Origin of the sequence: Klebsiella ornithinolytica (genome assembly GCF_030505655.1) — a bacterium.
Classification (GTDB): Bacteria; Pseudomonadota; Gammaproteobacteria; order Enterobacterales; family Enterobacteriaceae; genus Klebsiella; species Klebsiella ornithinolytica.
On the sequence record NZ_CP130153.1, the window covers coordinates 4,245,885 to 4,262,820 of the forward strand.

Below are 16,936 nucleotides of genomic sequence, written 5' to 3' on the forward strand. Positions count from 1 at the left end.
TATGGCGACGAATCAGACCGTTCAACCCTTATCCGGCCCCGCTGCTGCGCCGCAAAAAGCACGCACCTCGTTTGGTATTCTGGGCGCAATCAGCCTTTCCCATTTACTGAACGATATGATCCAGTCGCTGATTCTGGCGATTTACCCGCTGCTTCAGTCGGAGTTCTCCCTGACCTTCGTGCAAATCGGGATGATCACTCTGACCTTCCAGCTGGCCTCCTCGCTGCTTCAGCCGGTGGTCGGCTACTGGACCGATAAACACTCGATGCCATGGTCGCTGCCGATCGGCATGTGTTTTACGCTCTGCGGCCTGGTTTTACTGGCGCTGGCGGGGAGCTTTGGCACGGTCCTGCTTGCCGCCGCGCTGGTGGGTACCGGTTCTTCGGTATTCCATCCGGAATCGTCGCGCGTGGCGCGGATGGCCTCCGGCGGCCGTCACGGACTGGCGCAGTCGCTATTCCAGGTTGGCGGTAACTTTGGCAGTTCTCTGGGCCCGCTGCTGGCGGCGGTAATTATCGCGCCATATGGCAAAGGTAACGTCGCATGGTTCGTCCTGGCCGCGCTGTTAGCCATCGTCGTGCTGTCGCAAATCAGCCGCTGGTATGCCGCACAGCATCGAATGAATAAAGGTAAACCGAAGGCCGTCGTCGCCAGTCCGCTGCCGAAAAACAAAGTTATTCTTGCGGTCGGCATCCTGTTGATGCTGATTTTCTCGAAATATTTCTATATGGCGAGCATCAGCAGCTATTACACCTTTTATTTGATGCATAAATTCGGATTATCGATCCAGAATGCGCAGGTTCATCTGTTTATTTTCCTGTTTGCCGTTGCCGCAGGAACGGTGATTGGCGGGCCAGTTGGCGATAAAATTGGGCGTAAATATGTAATTTGGGGCTCGATCCTCGGCGTGGCTCCCTTTACCCTTGTTTTACCCTACGCGACGCTGGAGTGGACGGGAATTTTGACCATGATTATTGGATTTATCCTCGCATCGGCATTTTCGGCTATCCTGGTCTACGCCCAGGAGCTGTTACCGGGGCGTATCGGCATGGTTTCCGGTCTGTTTTTCGGCTTCGCATTTGGTATGGGTGGCCTCGGAGCCGCCGTTCTGGGGCTGTTAGCGGACCACACCAGTATCGAGCTGGTTTATAAAATCTGTGCTTTCCTGCCACTTCTCGGCATATTGACGATATTCCTTCCTGACAACCGCCAAAAACCCTGATTATCTGGCGGCTAAAGTGAAACTTTGGCCGCCGTAATCCCTTATGCTGACAGCACTCCCGCTCATTAGCTGCCGTAGTTTTCCGATCTGTGCCTTTTTGCGGGTTAATTCCATTTTTCTGCATAATTCAACAATTATTCATAAACAAAACAGCGAAAACTGTCATAAACTATTACTCGGTTTTTTAGGTTTAGACACAGCTTCATCCGGGTTGCCGCAAAGTAGCGCGAGTGACTGCCTGGAGCAGGGATGATTCGGTGAATGCGCGAAGCTAACGCAGAAGCAGCCTGAAGGATGGCGTGTTTAATACTGAAAATGGATTGGCTCACCACATACAAGGAGACGGAATGCACCACGCAACACCGCTTATCACCACCATTGTCGGTGGGCTCGTACTCGCTTTTATCTTCGGCATGATTGCCAATAAGCTGCGCATTTCGCCACTGGTGGGCTATCTATTAGCAGGCGTGTTATCCGGCCCCTTTACCCCTGGCTTCGTTGCCGATACCAAACTGGCGCCGGAGCTGGCTGAGCTGGGCGTCATATTGCTGATGTTTGGCGTCGGGCTGCACTTCTCCTTAAAGGATTTGATGGCGGTAAAGTCGATCGCCATTCCCGGCGCGATTGCCCAGATAGCCGTGGCAACGCTGCTGGGTATGGCGCTTTCTGCCGTGTTGGGCTGGTCGCTGATGACCGGCATCGTATTTGGCCTGTGTCTCTCTACCGCCAGTACCGTGGTGCTGCTGCGCGCGTTGGAGGAACGGCAGCTTATTGATAGCCAGCGAGGGCAGATTGCCATCGGCTGGCTCATCGTCGAAGATTTAGTGATGGTTCTGACGCTGGTTCTGCTGCCGGCCGTCGCCGGTATGGCGGAGAAAGGCGATGTTGGCCTGGCGTCGCTGGCCGTCGATATGGGGATCACCATCGGCAAAGTGATCGCCTTTATCGCCATTATGATGCTGGTGGGTCGTCGTCTGGTACCGTGGATTATGTCCCGCAGCGCCGCAACCGGCTCCCGCGAACTGTTTACCCTGTCGGTTCTGGCCCTCGCTCTCGGGATCGCCTTCGGTGCGGTTGAGCTGTTCGACGTCTCCTTTGCGCTTGGCGCATTTTTCGCCGGAATGGTACTGAACGAATCCGAACTCAGCCACCGCGCCGCGCACGACACGCTGCCGCTGCGCGATGCGTTCGCGGTGCTGTTCTTTGTCTCCGTGGGAATGCTGTTTGATCCGATGATCCTGCTGGAGCAACCGCTGGCGGTGCTGGCTACGCTGGCGATCATTATCTTCGGCAAGTCGGTGGTCGCCTTTTTCCTCGTGCGGATGTTCGGCCACTCGCCGCGCACCGCGCTGACCATCGCCGCCAGCCTCGCGCAAATCGGTGAGTTCGCCTTTATTCTTGCCGGGCTTGGCATGGCGCTGAATCTGCTGCCGCAGGCCGGACAAAATCTGGTACTGGCCGGGGCGATTATCTCTATCATGCTTAACCCGGTGCTCTTCGCAGTGCTGGAAAAATACCTCGATAAAACCGAAACGCTGGATGAACAGACCTTCGAAGAAGTGCTCGAAGAAGAGAAGCAGATTCCGGTCGATATTTGCAACCACGCGCTGCTGGTGGGCTTTGGCCGCGTCGGCAGCCTGCTGGGCGAAAAGCTGATGGCCCAGGGTATTCCACTGGTGGTTATTGAGACGTCGCGTACCCGCGTCGATGAGCTGCGCGCGCGCGGTATTCGCGCGGTGCTGGGCAATGCGGCGAATGAAGAGATCATGAATCTGGCGCATCTGGACTGCGCCCGCTGGCTGCTGCTGACCATTCCTAACGGCTATGAGGCTGGGGAAATCGTCGCTGCCGCCCGCGAGAAATGCCCGAATATCGAGATTATCGCCCGGGCGCATTATGACGATGAAGTGGATTACATTACCGAACGCGGCGCGAATCAGGTGGTGATGGGCGAGCGAGAAATCGCACGCGCTATGTTGCTCCTGCTGGAGACGCCGCCGGCGGGTGAAGTCGTTACCGGATAATCCCCTACCATGGCGCCTCCCGGACAGCGAGAGGCGCTCAGCCAGCCTTTGCTACTGTTGCGTTCTCCCCCCGCAGCGCAAGAGGAGAAACGGGCTTAACGCTCCCAGTATGCCTCTTCCAGACTATCTTCTCGCTCCGGCAGGCCGCGGGTTAAACGCGGGGAGTGCTGGTTCAATACCTGATAGCTGACGCGGTTGGCATATTTGCACACCTGCGCCAGTGACGAGTAGGTCAGCCACTTGCACTTGTGTTTGCTGGAGTTCGGAACGTTATTGCGGTGGTAGTTATTGGCGGTGATATCATGCAGCAGCGCCGCCAGCGCCCCGTCACCGGCACCGTTGGTATTCATGATTTTCTCAGGCCCACCCATGTACGGCGCAATATGCGAGTAAATCCGTAAGGGGTTCACGCAATCCTGATGACGCATTGCGCGGCTAAACTCATACTGGTTGAATTCGGCAATCGCCCCCGGCAGCAGCGGATGCTGAGTTTTACGTTTGGCTTCGTCTTCCGTAAAGCTGGCCATATACAGCCCCGCAGGTCCGGCGGTACACAGTACCAGGTCCACCCACTCCAGCGCCTTATCCGAAGCCAGCAGCGGATCGGATACCCCGGTCAGCGCTTCGGCTTCTTCTTCATTCATCGCCAGAATAGAGACATTCTCCTTGAGGAACTGCTGCCACCATTCCGGGTTATCGGCAATGACATACTTCGTTCCCAGCGTCAGCACCACCGGCACATCATGCTTTTTGGCATACTCGATGGCTTTCATCGTCGCATCCGGCATCGGCTCGCCGGGCTTGCAGCGCACCAGATACGAGGTCAGCACCAGCGCAGAGGCACCGGCAATCACCTCTTCCGGAATGCTTTCCGGACGCAGCTTATTCATGTGGCCCGGACTGATGGCAAAGGTTCGTTCGCCCGCGTCGCTAATCAGGGTAAAGCAGCGCCCGATGGCTCCGTCCACTCCTTGCAGATAGTTCAGGTCAGTCCGGCTGGAGGTGTTGCACAGATAGCGATAGGCGTAGCCGCCGATTTCGATATTGCTGCACATGACCCCCAGCAATACCGAGCGGTCATCTGCCAGCACCGAATAATTGTGCATGGTATTGCCGATCGTTCCGCCGGCAAACTGGTGGGTAATTAAATGATTCCGTACCAGCTCCTGGTAGAGCGTTTCGGCGACATCATCTTCGATGACCAGCGAATGGCCGGCGCTGAGGCCGTAGCGCACGATAAACGCCTCATCTACTTTGGCTTCGATATCAACCAGCGTCTGATCGATACCGACCACCCACGCGACGTTGGCTTCATTTTCCGGCTGCGTTTGCTGCAGCAGCGGATCGCGGGCATTAACGGGAAAGTAGTGTTTGGATTTGCGTTTACCGGGAAATTTCATAGTGGCGATTTAATGGCAGTGAACAAGCGGGGAATAATAGCATATTCCCCCTGCCACACGCGATTAGCGATACGGCGCCGTCAGGTTCACCATCATTTCGATATGCGCCCTGTCCGCATTAAGCGCCGGGATATATTCATATTTCTGCCCGCCGGCTTCGAGGAAGACTTCCCGGTTCTGCACCGCAATCTCCTCCAGCGTTTCCAGACAATCTGCCGCAAAGCCCGGGCAGATGACCTGAATATGCTTCACCCCCTTCTCGCCCAACATTTTCAATGTTTCGTCGGTGTAAGGCGTCAGCCACGGCTCGCGGCCAAAGCGCGACTGGAAGGTCATCATGGCGCGATCCGGCGAAAGTCCCAGCGCAGAGACCAGTTCGCGGGTGGTATCGCGGCAGCGCTGCGGGTAATCATCGCCTTCGTGGGCAAAGCGTTGCGGTATGCCGTGATAAGAAAGCAGCAGCACATCCGGTTCGCCGTGCACGGCAAACGATGCGCGAACGCTGGCGGCCAGCGCATCGATATAGCTGGCATCATCGGCATAATCACGAATAAAAGAGATCCCGGGGATGGCCCGTTTTTTAGCCAGGATTCGCGCCAGCTCATCCCATACTGCCGCCACGGTGGAACAGGAGTATTGCGGATACAGCGGCAACACCACGATATGGTCAACATCCTGAGCCAGCAGTTCATCCACCGCGCTTTCCAGCGCAGGTGAGCCGTAGCTCATGCCTAAGGCAACCGGGGTATCGGGGAGACGCGCGGCCAGAGCCTGCTGCTGTCGACGGCTGTAAACCATCAGCGGCGAGCCTTCCTCCATCCACACGGACTGATAAAGTTTCGCGACCCGCGGCGCGCGCAGGGGCAGTATCACGCCGCGCAGAAGCGGCCACCACAGCAGACGGGGCGTATCAACCACCCGCTTGTCGCTGAGAAATTGTCGCAGATAGCGCTTCACCGCATCGGGCGTGGGCGCATCGGGAGTGCCTAAGTTGGCTAACAAGATACCTGTTTTCGTCTGATGCATTACCGCCTCTTAACCATTTGAATCGCAGCCAATTGTAGCTGAAATGGCGCTAAACGGAACCAATCAGAGAAAAAGGTAGAATGAGAGATGTTCTCATCCCGCCGCGGCAGGATGAGAACCAACGGGATTAACCGAGGATTTTTTCCAGTTCAGCGCGGACGTCGGAAACGGCTTTCGTACCGTCAACCTTCGCGTAGCGGGTGTTGCCCGCTTCAGCTTCTTTCTGATAGTAACCGATCAGCGGCGCCGTCATCTGATGGTATTCCACCAGACGCTTACGTACGGTCTCTTCCTGGTCATCTTTACGGGTGGTCAGCTCTTCGCCGGTCACGTCATCTTTGCCTTCAACCTTCGGCGGGTTGAATTTGATGTGGTACACGCGACCGGAAGCGGCGTGTACGCGACGACCAATGATACGGTCAACGATCAGTTCGTCCGGTACATCAAATTCCAGAACGTAATCAACGGCGATGCCCGCTTCTTTCATGGCGTCAGCCTGCGGAATGGTGCGCGGGAAGCCGTCGAGCAGGAAACCGTTACGGCAATCTTCCTGGGTGATACGCTCTTTAACCAACGCAATCACCAGTTCGTCGGTCACCAGCTTGCCGGCATCCATAATGTCTTTTGCCTGTTTGCCCAGCTCGGAGCCAGATTTCACCGCAGCGCGCAGCATGTCACCGGTAGAGATTTGCGGAATTCCGTATTTCTCCATGATGAACTGAGCCTGAGTTCCTTTACCCGCGCCCGGAGCGCCAAGCAGAATAATACGCATTACGAAAATCCCCTCAAAAGTCGATTCAATTTTTCAAAAACGCTAAACCATACCACCAGAATGCAGATGGCTCAAGGAAGGCGGAGCGGCTGAAACGGTTAATGGAAGGTTTATTTTGCTTGAAAGGCGGATTTTACGCCATCAGAGGGGCGTCCACCCCGGCCCGCGCGTAAGGTGCGCAGGCCGGGGTGGACCAACAGCGAAGCGATCAGGAAGCCAGCAGCTGGTTCATGCGGCGAATAAACTGGTTAGGATCTTCCAGGGTACCGCGTTCAGCCAGCAGGGCCTGATCGAGCAGCAGCTCGACCCATTCGCTAAACCGGGCCTCATCCTGCGTGTCCGCCGTGCGTTTCACCAGCGGGTGAGCCGGGTTGAGTTCGAAAATGTACTTCACTTCCGGTGCAGACTGGCCCGCAGCGGCAAACAGTTTCGCCATCTGGGTGCTCATTTCGTCCGCGTCGGTGGTGACGATAGCCGGCGTATCGGTCAGGCGGTGCGTCAGACGAACCTCCTTCACCCGCTCGCCCAGCAGCGTTTTCACACGCTCAACGAACGGTTCCAGCGCCTTTTCGGCCTCTTTAGTGCTTTCGTCGACTTCATCCGCCAGCTTATCCAGCGATTCGTCGGCTTTCGCAACCGACTGGAACGCCTTGCCGTCGAACTCGGTCAGGTAGCTCATCATCCACTCGTCGATGCGGTCAGAGAGCAGCAGAACTTCGATACCTTTCTTACGCAGCAGCTCGAGGTGCGGACTGCTTTTCGCCGCGGCATAGCTGTCCGCAGTGATGTAGTAGATCTTCTCCTGCCCTTCTTTCATACGAGAGACATACTCTTCCAGCGACACGGTCTGCGCGGCGGAATCGGTATGGGTAGAGGCGAAACGCAGCAGCTTAGCAATCGTCTGCTGATTCGCGCTGTCCTCCGCCGGGCCTTCTTTCAGCACCAGGCCAAACTGCTGCCAGAAGGTCTGATATTTTTCCGCATCGTCTTTGGCCAGTTTTTCCAGCATCTGCAGCGCGCGTTTGCTCAGCGCGGTGCGCAGGTTGCGGGTAACGCTGCTGTCCTGCAGAATTTCACGCGACACGTTCAGCGGCAGATCGTTGGAGTCGACGAGGCCGCGGACAAAGCGCAGATAGTTCGGCATGAACTGCTCGGCGTCATCCATGATAAACACGCGCTGCACGTACAGCTTCAGGCCATGCTTGTGATCGCGGTTCCACATATCCCACGGCGCCTGCGACGGGATATACAGCAGGCTGGTGTACTCCTGCTTGCCTTCCACGCGGTTGTGGCTCCAGGTCAGCGGGTCGCTGTAGTCGTGGGCAATGTGTTTATAGAATTCGTTATATTCGTCGTCTTTGATTTCCGACTTATTACGGGTCCACAGCGCCTGGGCCTTGTTGATTTTCTCCCAGGAGATCACCGTTTCACCGTCAACCTCTTCGCGCTTTTCAATCTCTACCGGCAGCGCGATATGATCGGAATATTTGCTGATAATCGAACGCACGCGCCAGTCGTTGAGGAAGTCATCTTCACCTTCGCGCAGGTGCAGGGTAATTTCAGTACCGCGATCGGCTTTGGTGATATCGGCAATGGTGTAGTCGCCTTCGCCGGCAGATTCCCAGAACACGCCGTTTTCCGCGCTATCGCCCGCCGCGCGGGTACGCACGGTGACTTTATCGGCCACGATAAACGCTGAGTAGAAGCCGACACCAAACTGACCAATCAGCTGGCTGTCTTTTGCCTGATCGGAACCCATTGATTCGAGGAAAGATTTTGTCCCGGATTTGGCAATCGTGCCGAGATGGTCGATCGCTTCCTCACGGTTCATCCCGATACCATTATCGGCGATGGTCAGCGTGCGGTTGTCTTTGTCAAAAGAGACGCGCACGCGCAGCTCGCCGTCGCCTTCATACAGGTCCGGCTGGGACAGCGCGCGGAAACGCAGCTTGTCGGCCGCATCGGAGGCGTTGGAAATCAGTTCACGCAGGAAAATTTCTTTATTGGAATAAAGAGAATGGATCATCAGGTGCAGAAGCTGTTTAACCTCTGACTGAAAACCACGAGTTTCTTGTCCTTTCATCTAAATCAACCTCAACAATGCCATTGTTAATGGTAAAAAAACCGTTGAAGGGGAGATGGGGACTGGAGGGGAAATTTTCAAGCGGAGGCGCCAAAAAGCGCCTCCGTTTGATTAAAAACGAATCTTGTGCCGGCCGGCAAGGGAGTGCGACAGCGTGGTGCCGTCAACCATCTCCAGCTCGCCGCCTACCGGTACGCCGTGGGCGATACGGCTGGCTTCTACGCCATACTGCGCGCAAAGTTCGGCAATGTAGTTGGCGGTCGCCTCGCCTTCCACCGTCGGGTTGGTGGCGAGGATCACTTCCTGCATTGATTCGTCGCGCAGACGCTGCTCCAGACGATCGAGCCCGATATCATCCGGCCCGATGCCATCAAGCGGCGACAGGTGGCCCATCAGGACAAAGTAGCGCCCGGAAAACTGCCCGGTTTGCTCAATGGCGTAGATGTCCGCGGGGCTTTCCACCACGCAAATCTGACCATTTTCACGACGGCGCGGATTGCTGCAAATATTGCACACCTCCTGCTCGGTGAAGGTGCGGCAATCGGCGCAGTGGCCGATTTCCGACATCGCGCGCGTCAATGACTGCGCCAGACGCATCCCGCCGCTACGATCGCGCTGAAGTAGCGTAAACGCCATGCGCTGCGCTGACTTCGGGCCAACGCCCGGCAGACAGCGCAATGCTTCCATAAGCTGAGTTAACAGCGGGCTGGTTTGCATCAGAACGGCATCTTAAAGCCAGGCGGCAGTTGCATGCCGGAAGAGACGGAAGCCATCTTCTCTTTCTGGGTCTCTTCAATACGGCGCGCCGCATCGTTGAACGCCGCAGCGACGAGATCTTCCAGCATATCTTTGTCGTCTTCCAGAAGGCTCGGATCAATCTCCACGCGACGGCAGTTATGCGCACCGTTAATGGTCACTTTAACCAGACCTGCGCCAGATTCGCCGGTCACTTCCAGCTGCGCGATCTCTTCCTGCATTTTCTGCATTTTGTCTTGCATCTGCTGGGCCTGCTTCATCAGGTTACCCAGGCCGCCTTTTCCACCAAACATAGGCTTCTCTCTCAGTAAGTCATCGTTAAGGATGCTGACCGCAAGTCAAACTTGCAATCAAATGGGGCGAATACTCTCTTCATCCAGATCCGCATCGAAGAACCGGCGCAGCGTCTGAATGTTGTTATCCGCAATAATCGCTTCGCGCGCTTGCGCGAGCTTCTCTTCATAAATTGCCTGCCGCCACTCCAGCGGCGTGCGCATCGCAGGATTATCGTCTTCCACGATGGTCAATTCAACCGGTGAACCGTACAACACGCCGAGCGCTTCGGCCAACTTTTGCTGCGCGCCGGCGGAATTAAGATGCCGCTGGCTCGGGCGCAGATGCAGACAGATACGGTTACCGTCCTGCTCTTTCCACGCATTCAGCGCCACCTGCTCTACCAGCTTCGGCACCGCCAGCTGATTAACCTCTGCCGCCCAGCCGTCGCGTTCGACCGCTTCCAGCGCCAGTTTTGCCGCCAGCTCCGGCGTTTTTTCATGCTCCAGCGCTTTCTTCAGCGCCTTCGGCGTCGCGACCTCTTCCTTCACCGTTTCGACCATCGTCGTCGCTTTCCAGCGATAGGCTTCTTTTTTGGCCGGAACCTTTTCCTGCACCGCAGCGACGGCCGGGCGAGCCTGCACGCGCTCGGTTATTGAACTCAGTCGCTCCAGCGCAGCGTTATTCACCGGCCGCGCGCGGGATGCGGCTGCCGGTTCACTCTTTTTTGGGGTGGGTGCTCCCTGGCTACGCTGCAGCTGGCTGCGTGCCGCCAGTACCTGACTGGTGGTTTGCGGCAGATTCTGCGGCGGCGGCACCGGCGAAGCGGATACCGGCGCCGCCTGTACAGGCGCGGCCAGCGTTGCCGGTTGCGGCTTCACCTTCGGTTCCGGCAGCGGCGCTTGCGGATGGAATGCCAGCGCACGCAGCAGCGTCATTTCCACACCCATGCGCCGATCCGGCGCATACGGCAGCTCTTTGCGGCCAATCAGGAGCGTCTGATAGTACAATTGTATATCGGTGGGCGGCACGGTGCGCGCAAGTTCACGCATACGCAGCTCTACCGCGGCCATATCGGCGCCCAGCGCCGAAGGAGAGAGCTGGACCATCGCAATCCGGTGCAGCAGACTCTGCATTTCAACCAGCAGCGCTTCCCACTCAACGCCGCGGGAGGCCGCTTCGTTAACGCCCGCCATGACGCGTTCGCCATCGGCTGCCACCAGCGCCTCAATCAATGACAGCGCCTGATCGTCGTCGAGCGTGCCGAGCATGGTACTGACCGACTCCGCCGTCAAACGACCATCGCCGCTGGCAATCGCCTGATCGGTCAGGCTTAAGGCATCGCGCAGGCTGCCGTCCGCCGCGCGCGACAGCAGCTGCAGCGCGCGGGATTCAAAGGTAATCTGCTCTTCGCCGAGAATATGCTCAAGCTGATGGCGGATCTGTTCGACATCCAGCGCCTTGAGATGGAACTGCAGACAGCGCGACAGGATCGTCACCGGCAGCTTCTGCGGATCGGTGGTCGCCAGCAGGAATTTGACGTGCGCAGGCGGCTCCTCCAGCGTTTTTAACAACGCGTTGAAGCTATGGCGTGACAGCATGTGGACTTCATCGATCAGATAGACCTTAAAGCGGCCACGGGCCGGCGCGTACTGGACGTTGTCCAGCAGGTCGCGGGTGTCTTCGACTTTGGTACGGGAAGCGGCATCAATCTCAATCAGATCGACAAAGCGCCCCTGCTCTATTTCGCGGCAGTTATCACACACGCCGCACGGCGTGGCGGTAATACCGGTTTCACAGTTCAACCCTTTTGCGAGCAAACGTGCGATGGAGGTTTTCCCCACGCCGCGGGTGCCGGAAAAGAGATAAGCGTGATGAATGCGCCCTAACGATAAGCCGTTCGCCAGTGCGGTCAGCACATGTTCCTGGCCGACGACGTCAGCAAAGGTTTGTGGGCGCCATTTACGGGCTAAGACCTGATAACTCATGGGCTGGCTCTGAAACGCTGGAAGGTGAAATCACGAGGGGGTCATGCTATCACAGCCCCGCTCAATCAGCGAGGCTATGTGGAGGGATTTGCTTAGTGACCCGGGAAAGGGACCAGGCTAAAGCAGTTGATTCCCAGTTTTTCCAGACGCTGCTCGCCGCCCAGATCAAACAGATTGATCACAAAGGCGGCATCGTGCACTTCGCCGCCCAGACGGCGAATCAGCTTCACGGTTGCATCGATGGTGCCGCCGGTCGCCAGCAGATCGTCAACGACGAGAACTTTATCGCCTTCTTTGATCGCATCGACATGAATTTCCAGCTGATCGGTACCGTATTCCAGCTCGTAGCTCTCGGCAATGGTTTCACGCGGGAGCTTGCGCGGTTTACGTACCGGCACAAAACCCACGCCCAGCGCCAGCGCAACCGGTGCGCCAAACAGAAAACCACGCGCCTCGGTGCCCACCACTTTAGTGATGCCGGCGTTTTTATAACGCTCGGTCAGCAGCTCAATGCTCAACGCATAGGCTTTCGGGTCTTCGAGCATGCTGGTGACATCGCGGAAAAGAATACCCGGTTTCGGATAGTCCTGAATGCTTTGGATGCTGTTCTTTAGATATTCAAGCTGCTGTGCAGTTGCGGTCATAAGTTTATGCCTGATAAAAACGGTGTTACTCACGGGCAGGCCAAACGGGTCAAAGAAACATTTGATTAACCTTTGACCAGGCGTACCCGCGCTCGAAAACGCTCGAATTTACTGTCTGTAAGCGACAATTGCAACACTCATTATGGCGCATCAGTGCTTTTGTTGCGTCGCGTCAACAACCGGAATACGCCACATAAATATCAACAGACAGGCCAGAATCACCAGCAGCATGATGCGAACCCACGTAAGCTTAACCAGCCACAGCGACACGGCGAAGGTCAGCAGAATCATCACAATCGCCCGCGGCTTGGCGCCGGGCGGCATCGCACGATATTGCTGCCAGTGACGAAGATAGCCGCCGAACCAGGAACGATACAGCAGCCAGTGGTGAAAACGCGGTGAAGAACGGGCAAAACACCAGGCCGCCAACAGAATAAACGGGGTGGTCGGCAATAAGGGCAAAAAGACGCCCAGCGTCCCCAGCGCTACCGCCAGCCAGCCTATGATGATTAAAATGATACGTGGCATAATGCGAATCGTTATCAAGCAGATATGGCTACTGTAGCACAGTTGCCTATCAGACCAGGGAGGAGTTATTTGAAAACAACGCGGCTTTTACAAACGCTGGAAAATCAGTTGGCCCAGCTGGCCGCGCAGGTTGCGCCGCTGGCGCATCATGCCACGCTCAGCGCCCGCTTCGATCGCCAGCTGTTCCGTACTCGTAGCACCCTGATGCAGGACTGTCTCGAGGAGGCGCAGCAGCACTTTACTGAACTGCGGCAGGCCGTTGAACAGCAGCAGCTTCCGCAGGTCGCCTGGCTGGCGGAGCGGCTGGTCGCGCAAATCGCCGCCCTCAGCCGGGAGGCGGCGACCTGGTCGCTGCGTAGTTGGGACAGCGCCTCCCCCGCAATAAACCGCTGGCAGCGGCGGCGACTTCAGCATCAGGAGTACGAACGACGACTGCTGGCGATGCGAAACGATCGCCAGCGCCAGCTGGCGCTGGCGACAACGCTTGAGGAACAGCAGCGGCTGGCGAAAGAGGTCGAGGCCTGCGCCGGACGTTTAGCACGCTGTCGCGATGCGCTGGAAAAAATAGAGGGCGTGCTGGCACGCTTAACGCGCTAACAGAAGGAGTCACTATGTCGCTGGAAAACGCCCCGGATGAGGTCAAACTGGCCGTTGATTTGATTATGCTGCTGGAAGAGAACCAGGTGTCAGCGCAAACCGTCCTCGGGGCGCTGGAGATCATTAAACGTGACTATGAAAACAAACTCAACCGCAGCGGGCAGACGTCAGATGAAGCGGATACACGCTAACCGACGGCCCGTCGGAAACGGGGCGGCGCACTGGCCGCCCCTGCTGAGTCTTATCCAATAGCCGGAGACGGATCGTCTCCTTTGACCTCACGTTTGAGCTCCGTCACTTCATCCCCTTTTTCGTTACGCAGATGGACTTCCAGCTGGTTGAAGGCGATGTTGATGTCGTTTTCACGGCACAGGCGATCGATCGCCCGGTTCAGTTCATCGACGGTATAGCTGCGATCGCGCAGTTCGCGCACATATAAACGCAGCTCATGATCCAGCGTGCTGGCGCCGAAGGTGGTGAAGAAGACCGACGGCGCAGGCTCCTGCATCACTTTCGGATGCTCATGTGCCGCCTGCAGCAGAACCTCCTTGACCTTATCCAGATCGGAACCGTACGCCACGCCGATACGGATCACCACGCGGGTCACGGTGTCGGACAGCGACCAGTTGATCAAACGCTCGGTCACAAACGCTTTGTTCGGGATGATCACCTCTTTACGGTCAAAGTCGGTAATGGTGGTGGCACGAATGCGGATCTTGCTGACGGTACCGGAGAAGGTCCCGATCGTCACCGTATCGCCGATGCGCACCGGGCGTTCGAAGAGGATAATCAGGCCGGAAACGAAGTTCCCGAAAATCTCCTGCAGGCCAAAGCCCAGACCCACCGACAATGCGGCCGCCAGCCACTGCAGCTTGTCCCACGAGACGCCCAGCGCGCCAAATACCGTCATCGCACCGATCGCGATAATCGCGTAGTTGAGGATCGAGGTAATGGCGTAGGACGTCCCCTGGCGCATGTTGAGCCGAGAGAGGATCAGCACTTCCAGCAGCCCCGGTAGGTTGCGGATCAACGCCCAGGCGACCATGGAGGCGACAATCGCAAACAGCAGGCTTCCCATCGTCACGCTTCTTACTACGCTGGCTCCAGCTTCGGTGCCGTTGTAGTGCCACAAGGTGATACTGTCGAGATAGGCGAAGACGGTGATGAGATCGGACCAAATCGCCCAGAACACAACGCCAAACAAGGCGACCATCACCAGCATGGTAATGCGCAGCGTTTGTTGGTTGACCTGCTCCAGGGCGATGGTCGGCTCTTCCTGCGGTTCAGCCCCTTCAGCCCCCTCTTTGACCATATGCTGGCGACGGGCCAGCGCACGCCGCCAGGCGATACGCCGTGCGGCAACGCTCAGGCCGCGCAAAACGGTCTGGTACAGCAGATTCCACAGCATCACCAGGTAGACGGTTTCAATCCAGCGGCCGGCCAGACGCAGGGTGGTATAGAAGTAGCCGGTAGCCGTCAGCACCATCAGCGCGACAGGCACAATCGAGAGTACGGTGACGGTAAGAAGACGCAGGCTGTGCGACTCTTTATCACGCCAGCTCTCGCGACACATCGGCCACACCAGTACCGCGATCAGCAGCAGATTGAGGAAGATAACGAACTGCCCCAGCACATCATCCATCAAATTCAGCGGCGACAGTTCAGAGACCACCGACCAGAAATTCAGCGGCAGCAGCGCAAGACTGACGCGCACAATTTGCCGACGCCAGTGGCTGGTCAGCTGCGGTGGCATATTAAAGTGGCTTACCGCCACGCCGTCTTTTTCCAGCACCTTCCAGCACAGGCCAAACACCAGCCAGAACAGCGCCAGTTTTTTACTGTATGCCCACAGCAGTTCGCTGATGTTCAGCTGCATCGTCAGCAGAATCAAACCTACCGCCAGAATCAGCAGTACGACAGGCAGTGCGCGGATCAGGTCGATCAGAATCGCTTTGGGCGTATGGAGCTGCGTGTCGTTACGCAGCTGACCGACCTGCGAGGCCAGCCGGGCCTGGTAATTACGCAACCACTGCAGGCGCCAGCGGATCAGGCCAGCAATCAGCAGCAGCGGCAGACCGGCAAGGAAGGCAACAAACACCGCCGGCCACGCTTTCTCCCAGTTTACGGTGATTTTCATCGCCTTAAACTGCCCTTTCAACGCTTCCGGGAAGGATTTAATCCAGTCCCAGTCCATCGGTTTGTTGCTATTCACCCAGAAAATCTGCTGGGTCAGGATGGCTTTCAGATTGCTTGAGACGCTCATTAACTGCTGCTGGTTGATCTGCAGGTTAATGGCCATCATCAGCTGATTGCCGAGCTGCTTGTTAAACTGATCGAGCAGTTCGCGGCGCATATCCACGACGTCCAGCAGAGCATTATGTACGTCAGGGGTCACTTCATTGCTGTGCCCTTCTTCCAGTTTGGCGACGAACGCATCGCTCTGGAACAGCGCATCACGCTGCTGGTTGACCTCAAACTGTTCAAGACGCAGATCGGCAATACGGTTGGTCATATCTTCCAGCTCGTCCGCCGACGGGAGCGTCTGCTGCTGCTGGTAAAGGATGCGCGACAGTAACAGGCTCCCTTTGAGGACTGAAATCTGCTCTTTGATATCACGTTCAGATTGCAGCGCCCGATCGAGCCAGTTTTTCACTTTAATGTTGCGCTGCACCAGCTGGTTGCCGTTCTCAGTCGCCGCGATGAGCTTCTGACTCAGCTGATGGTTAATATCCAGCTCTTGTTTGACCAGCGGGTTGGACTGGATACGCGCCGTCTCATCCGGCGTGACCGCTTCCTGAGCGGTTTTTTCCGTTAGCGTCAGGCGTTTGCTGTTAACCGCTTCCTGCAGCAGCTGCAGCTGATGTTCGAGACGATTACTGTTGGCGCTGACGTAATCACGTTGCTTTTGCAGCGTATCCTGCAACACGGTGTTACCTTCGAGGCTCTTACGCTGCTGCTCAATTTGCGCGTTAAGCAGCGCCTGCTGCGCCAGCAGCAATCCCTGCTGGCTCGGGCGCAGGGCTTCGTCGCCCGTGGTGGTGGTGCCGTTCAGACGGTTGCGTATCTGCTGTAGCTGCTGGGAAGCCGCGTACATCGCATTTTGCACGCGTTCCGGCTGGGTTTGCAGGGAGACCAGCTGACTGTTGTAGGTCGCCAGATCGTTTTGCGCGGTTTGCAGATCGTCCAGCGTCTGGGAGAGACGAGATTCCAGCTGTCGCAAAGAGAGCGTGCTGAGCGTTTTCCGCGTCGCCTCATCATCAGGCACCTCGCTTAAGGCGTTGAGGCTATCGACCGCCTGACGCATCTTCGCTGGCGCCTGCTCAACCTGTTGCCGCAGCTGAGTCGTTTCCGACTTAATCCGCTCGATTTTATCGAGTGCTTCCAGGGTCTGCACCAGGTCTTGCTGAACCAGCTTATCCTGTGGCGTCAGTTCCTTTTGCTTATTTAGCGTATTGAGTTGATTCTGAATATCAGATCGGTCAGGGACATCGGCAGCCAGAGCCTGATTAATGCTAAGACAGCCGACAAATAACAACAGTACAATTACAAAAGCGGAAGTGGCATTTCGCCAACGGATAGTATGCAGCATAGTGTTAACATGAGTGGTTGCAATAGCCGGAGAA

Annotated in this window: 14 protein-coding genes and 1 other annotated feature; of the genes, 4 read left to right on the plus strand and 10 right to left on the minus strand. The window is 56.8% G+C overall.

Features of this window, described 5'->3' with window-relative positions; all coding sequences use genetic code 11:
* The first annotated feature begins 1 nt into the window (after position 1).
* Positions 2-1,222 carry an MFS transporter gene (locus Q1L34_RS20240; RefSeq protein ID WP_004858822.1) on the plus strand — a complete coding sequence of 407 codons (1,221 nt, stop codon included), beginning with the start codon at positions 2-4 and terminating at the stop codon, positions 1,220-1,222.
* A gap of 347 nt (positions 1,223-1,569) precedes the next feature.
* Positions 1,570-3,246, plus strand: coding sequence for a YbaL family putative K(+) efflux transporter (gene ybaL / locus Q1L34_RS20245; RefSeq protein WP_004858820.1), 1,677 nt, complete (start codon positions 1,570-1,572; stop codon positions 3,244-3,246).
* 95 nt (positions 3,247-3,341) lie between these two features.
* Here ybaL and Q1L34_RS20250 read toward each other — a convergent pair whose 3' ends face one another.
* The 9 genes from Q1L34_RS20250 to Q1L34_RS20290 all read right to left on the minus strand — a co-directional run bounded on the left by Q1L34_RS20250 (position 3,342) and on the right by Q1L34_RS20290 (position 12,716).
* On the minus strand, positions 3,342-4,646 hold the full coding sequence (locus tag Q1L34_RS20250; protein ID WP_327204255.1) for an inosine/guanosine kinase: 1,305 nt from the start codon (positions 4,644-4,646) through the stop codon (positions 3,342-3,344).
* Between the two features lie 63 nt (positions 4,647-4,709).
* A complete protein-coding gene (hemH, locus tag Q1L34_RS20255) occupies positions 4,710-5,672 on the minus strand; it encodes a ferrochelatase (protein WP_015585010.1) in 963 nt (320 codons plus the stop codon).
* 127 nt (positions 5,673-5,799) lie between these two features.
* Positions 5,800-6,444, minus strand: coding sequence for an adenylate kinase (gene adk / locus Q1L34_RS20260; protein ID WP_004858815.1), 645 nt, complete (start codon positions 6,442-6,444; stop codon positions 5,800-5,802).
* Between the two features lie 208 nt (positions 6,445-6,652).
* A complete protein-coding gene (gene htpG, locus Q1L34_RS20265; protein ID WP_004858812.1) occupies positions 6,653-8,527 on the minus strand; it encodes a molecular chaperone HtpG in 1,875 nt (624 codons plus the stop codon).
* Between the two features lie 111 nt (positions 8,528-8,638).
* Complete coding sequence (recR, locus tag Q1L34_RS20270; protein WP_004858810.1) at positions 8,639-9,244, minus strand: recombination mediator RecR; 606 nt, start codon at positions 9,242-9,244, stop codon at positions 8,639-8,641.
* A complete protein-coding gene (locus Q1L34_RS20275; RefSeq protein ID WP_004858807.1) occupies positions 9,244-9,576 on the minus strand; it encodes a YbaB/EbfC family nucleoid-associated protein in 333 nt (110 codons plus the stop codon). Before Q1L34_RS20275 ends, recR begins: the two co-directional genes overlap by 1 nt.
* A gap of 57 nt (positions 9,577-9,633) precedes the next feature.
* A complete protein-coding gene (gene dnaX / locus Q1L34_RS20280; RefSeq protein WP_327204256.1) occupies positions 9,634-11,544 on the minus strand; it encodes a DNA polymerase III subunit gamma/tau in 1,911 nt (636 codons plus the stop codon).
* Positions 10,240-10,304: a sequence feature (DnaX frameshifting element), on the minus strand. (Overlaps the previous gene by 65 nt.)
* Before the next feature lie 92 nt (positions 11,545-11,636).
* Complete coding sequence (apt, locus tag Q1L34_RS20285) at positions 11,637-12,188, minus strand: adenine phosphoribosyltransferase (protein ID WP_004858802.1); 552 nt, start codon at positions 12,186-12,188, stop codon at positions 11,637-11,639.
* Between the two features lie 150 nt (positions 12,189-12,338).
* Positions 12,339-12,716 carry a DUF454 family protein gene (locus Q1L34_RS20290; protein ID WP_004858799.1) on the minus strand — a complete coding sequence of 126 codons (378 nt, stop codon included), beginning with the start codon at positions 12,714-12,716 and terminating at the stop codon, positions 12,339-12,341.
* A gap of 69 nt (positions 12,717-12,785) precedes the next feature.
* Between Q1L34_RS20290 and priC the strand changes: the two genes are divergently transcribed.
* Positions 12,786-13,313 (plus strand): primosomal replication protein N'', encoded by a 528-nt coding sequence (gene priC / locus Q1L34_RS20295; RefSeq protein ID WP_004858796.1) that lies wholly within the window; start codon positions 12,786-12,788, stop codon positions 13,311-13,313.
* 14 nt (positions 13,314-13,327) lie between these two features.
* Complete coding sequence (rsmS, locus tag Q1L34_RS20300) at positions 13,328-13,504, plus strand: pleiotropic regulatory protein RsmS (RefSeq protein WP_004858795.1); 177 nt, start codon at positions 13,328-13,330, stop codon at positions 13,502-13,504.
* 50 nt (positions 13,505-13,554) lie between these two features.
* Here rsmS and mscK read toward each other — a convergent pair whose 3' ends face one another.
* Positions 13,555-16,902, minus strand: coding sequence for a mechanosensitive channel MscK (gene mscK / locus Q1L34_RS20305; protein ID WP_004858793.1), 3,348 nt, complete (start codon positions 16,900-16,902; stop codon positions 13,555-13,557).
* Between the last annotated feature and the right edge of the window lie 34 nt (positions 16,903-16,936).

Bases quoted from the DNA above. Each gene is read 5' to 3' on its own strand.
- Q1L34_RS20240 (WP_004858822.1), top strand. From the start codon at position 2: ATGGCGACGAATCAGACCGTTCAACCCTTATCCGGCCCCGCTGCTGCG.
- ybaL (WP_004858820.1), top strand. From the start codon at position 1,570: ATGCACCACGCAACACCGCTTATCACCACCATTGTCGGTGGGCTCGTA.
- Q1L34_RS20250 (WP_327204255.1), bottom strand. From the start codon at position 4,646: ATGAAATTTCCCGGTAAACGCAAATCCAAACACTACTTTCCCGTTAAT.
- hemH (WP_015585010.1), bottom strand. From the start codon at position 5,672: ATGCATCAGACGAAAACAGGTATCTTGTTAGCCAACTTAGGCACTCCC.
- adk (WP_004858815.1), bottom strand. From the start codon at position 6,444: ATGCGTATTATTCTGCTTGGCGCTCCGGGCGCGGGTAAAGGAACTCAG.
- htpG (WP_004858812.1), bottom strand. From the start codon at position 8,527: ATGAAAGGACAAGAAACTCGTGGTTTTCAGTCAGAGGTTAAACAGCTT.
- recR (WP_004858810.1), bottom strand. From the start codon at position 9,244: ATGCAAACCAGCCCGCTGTTAACTCAGCTTATGGAAGCATTGCGCTGT.
- Q1L34_RS20275 (WP_004858807.1), bottom strand. From the start codon at position 9,576: ATGTTTGGTGGAAAAGGCGGCCTGGGTAACCTGATGAAGCAGGCCCAG.
- dnaX (WP_327204256.1), bottom strand. From the start codon at position 11,544: ATGAGTTATCAGGTCTTAGCCCGTAAATGGCGCCCACAAACCTTTGCT.
- apt (WP_004858802.1), bottom strand. From the start codon at position 12,188: ATGACCGCAACTGCACAGCAGCTTGAATATCTAAAGAACAGCATCCAA.
- Q1L34_RS20290 (WP_004858799.1), bottom strand. From the start codon at position 12,716: ATGCCACGTATCATTTTAATCATCATAGGCTGGCTGGCGGTAGCGCTG.
- rsmS (WP_004858795.1), top strand. From the start codon at position 13,328: ATGTCGCTGGAAAACGCCCCGGATGAGGTCAAACTGGCCGTTGATTTG.
- mscK (WP_004858793.1), bottom strand. From the start codon at position 16,902: ATGCTGCATACTATCCGTTGGCGAAATGCCACTTCCGCTTTTGTAATT.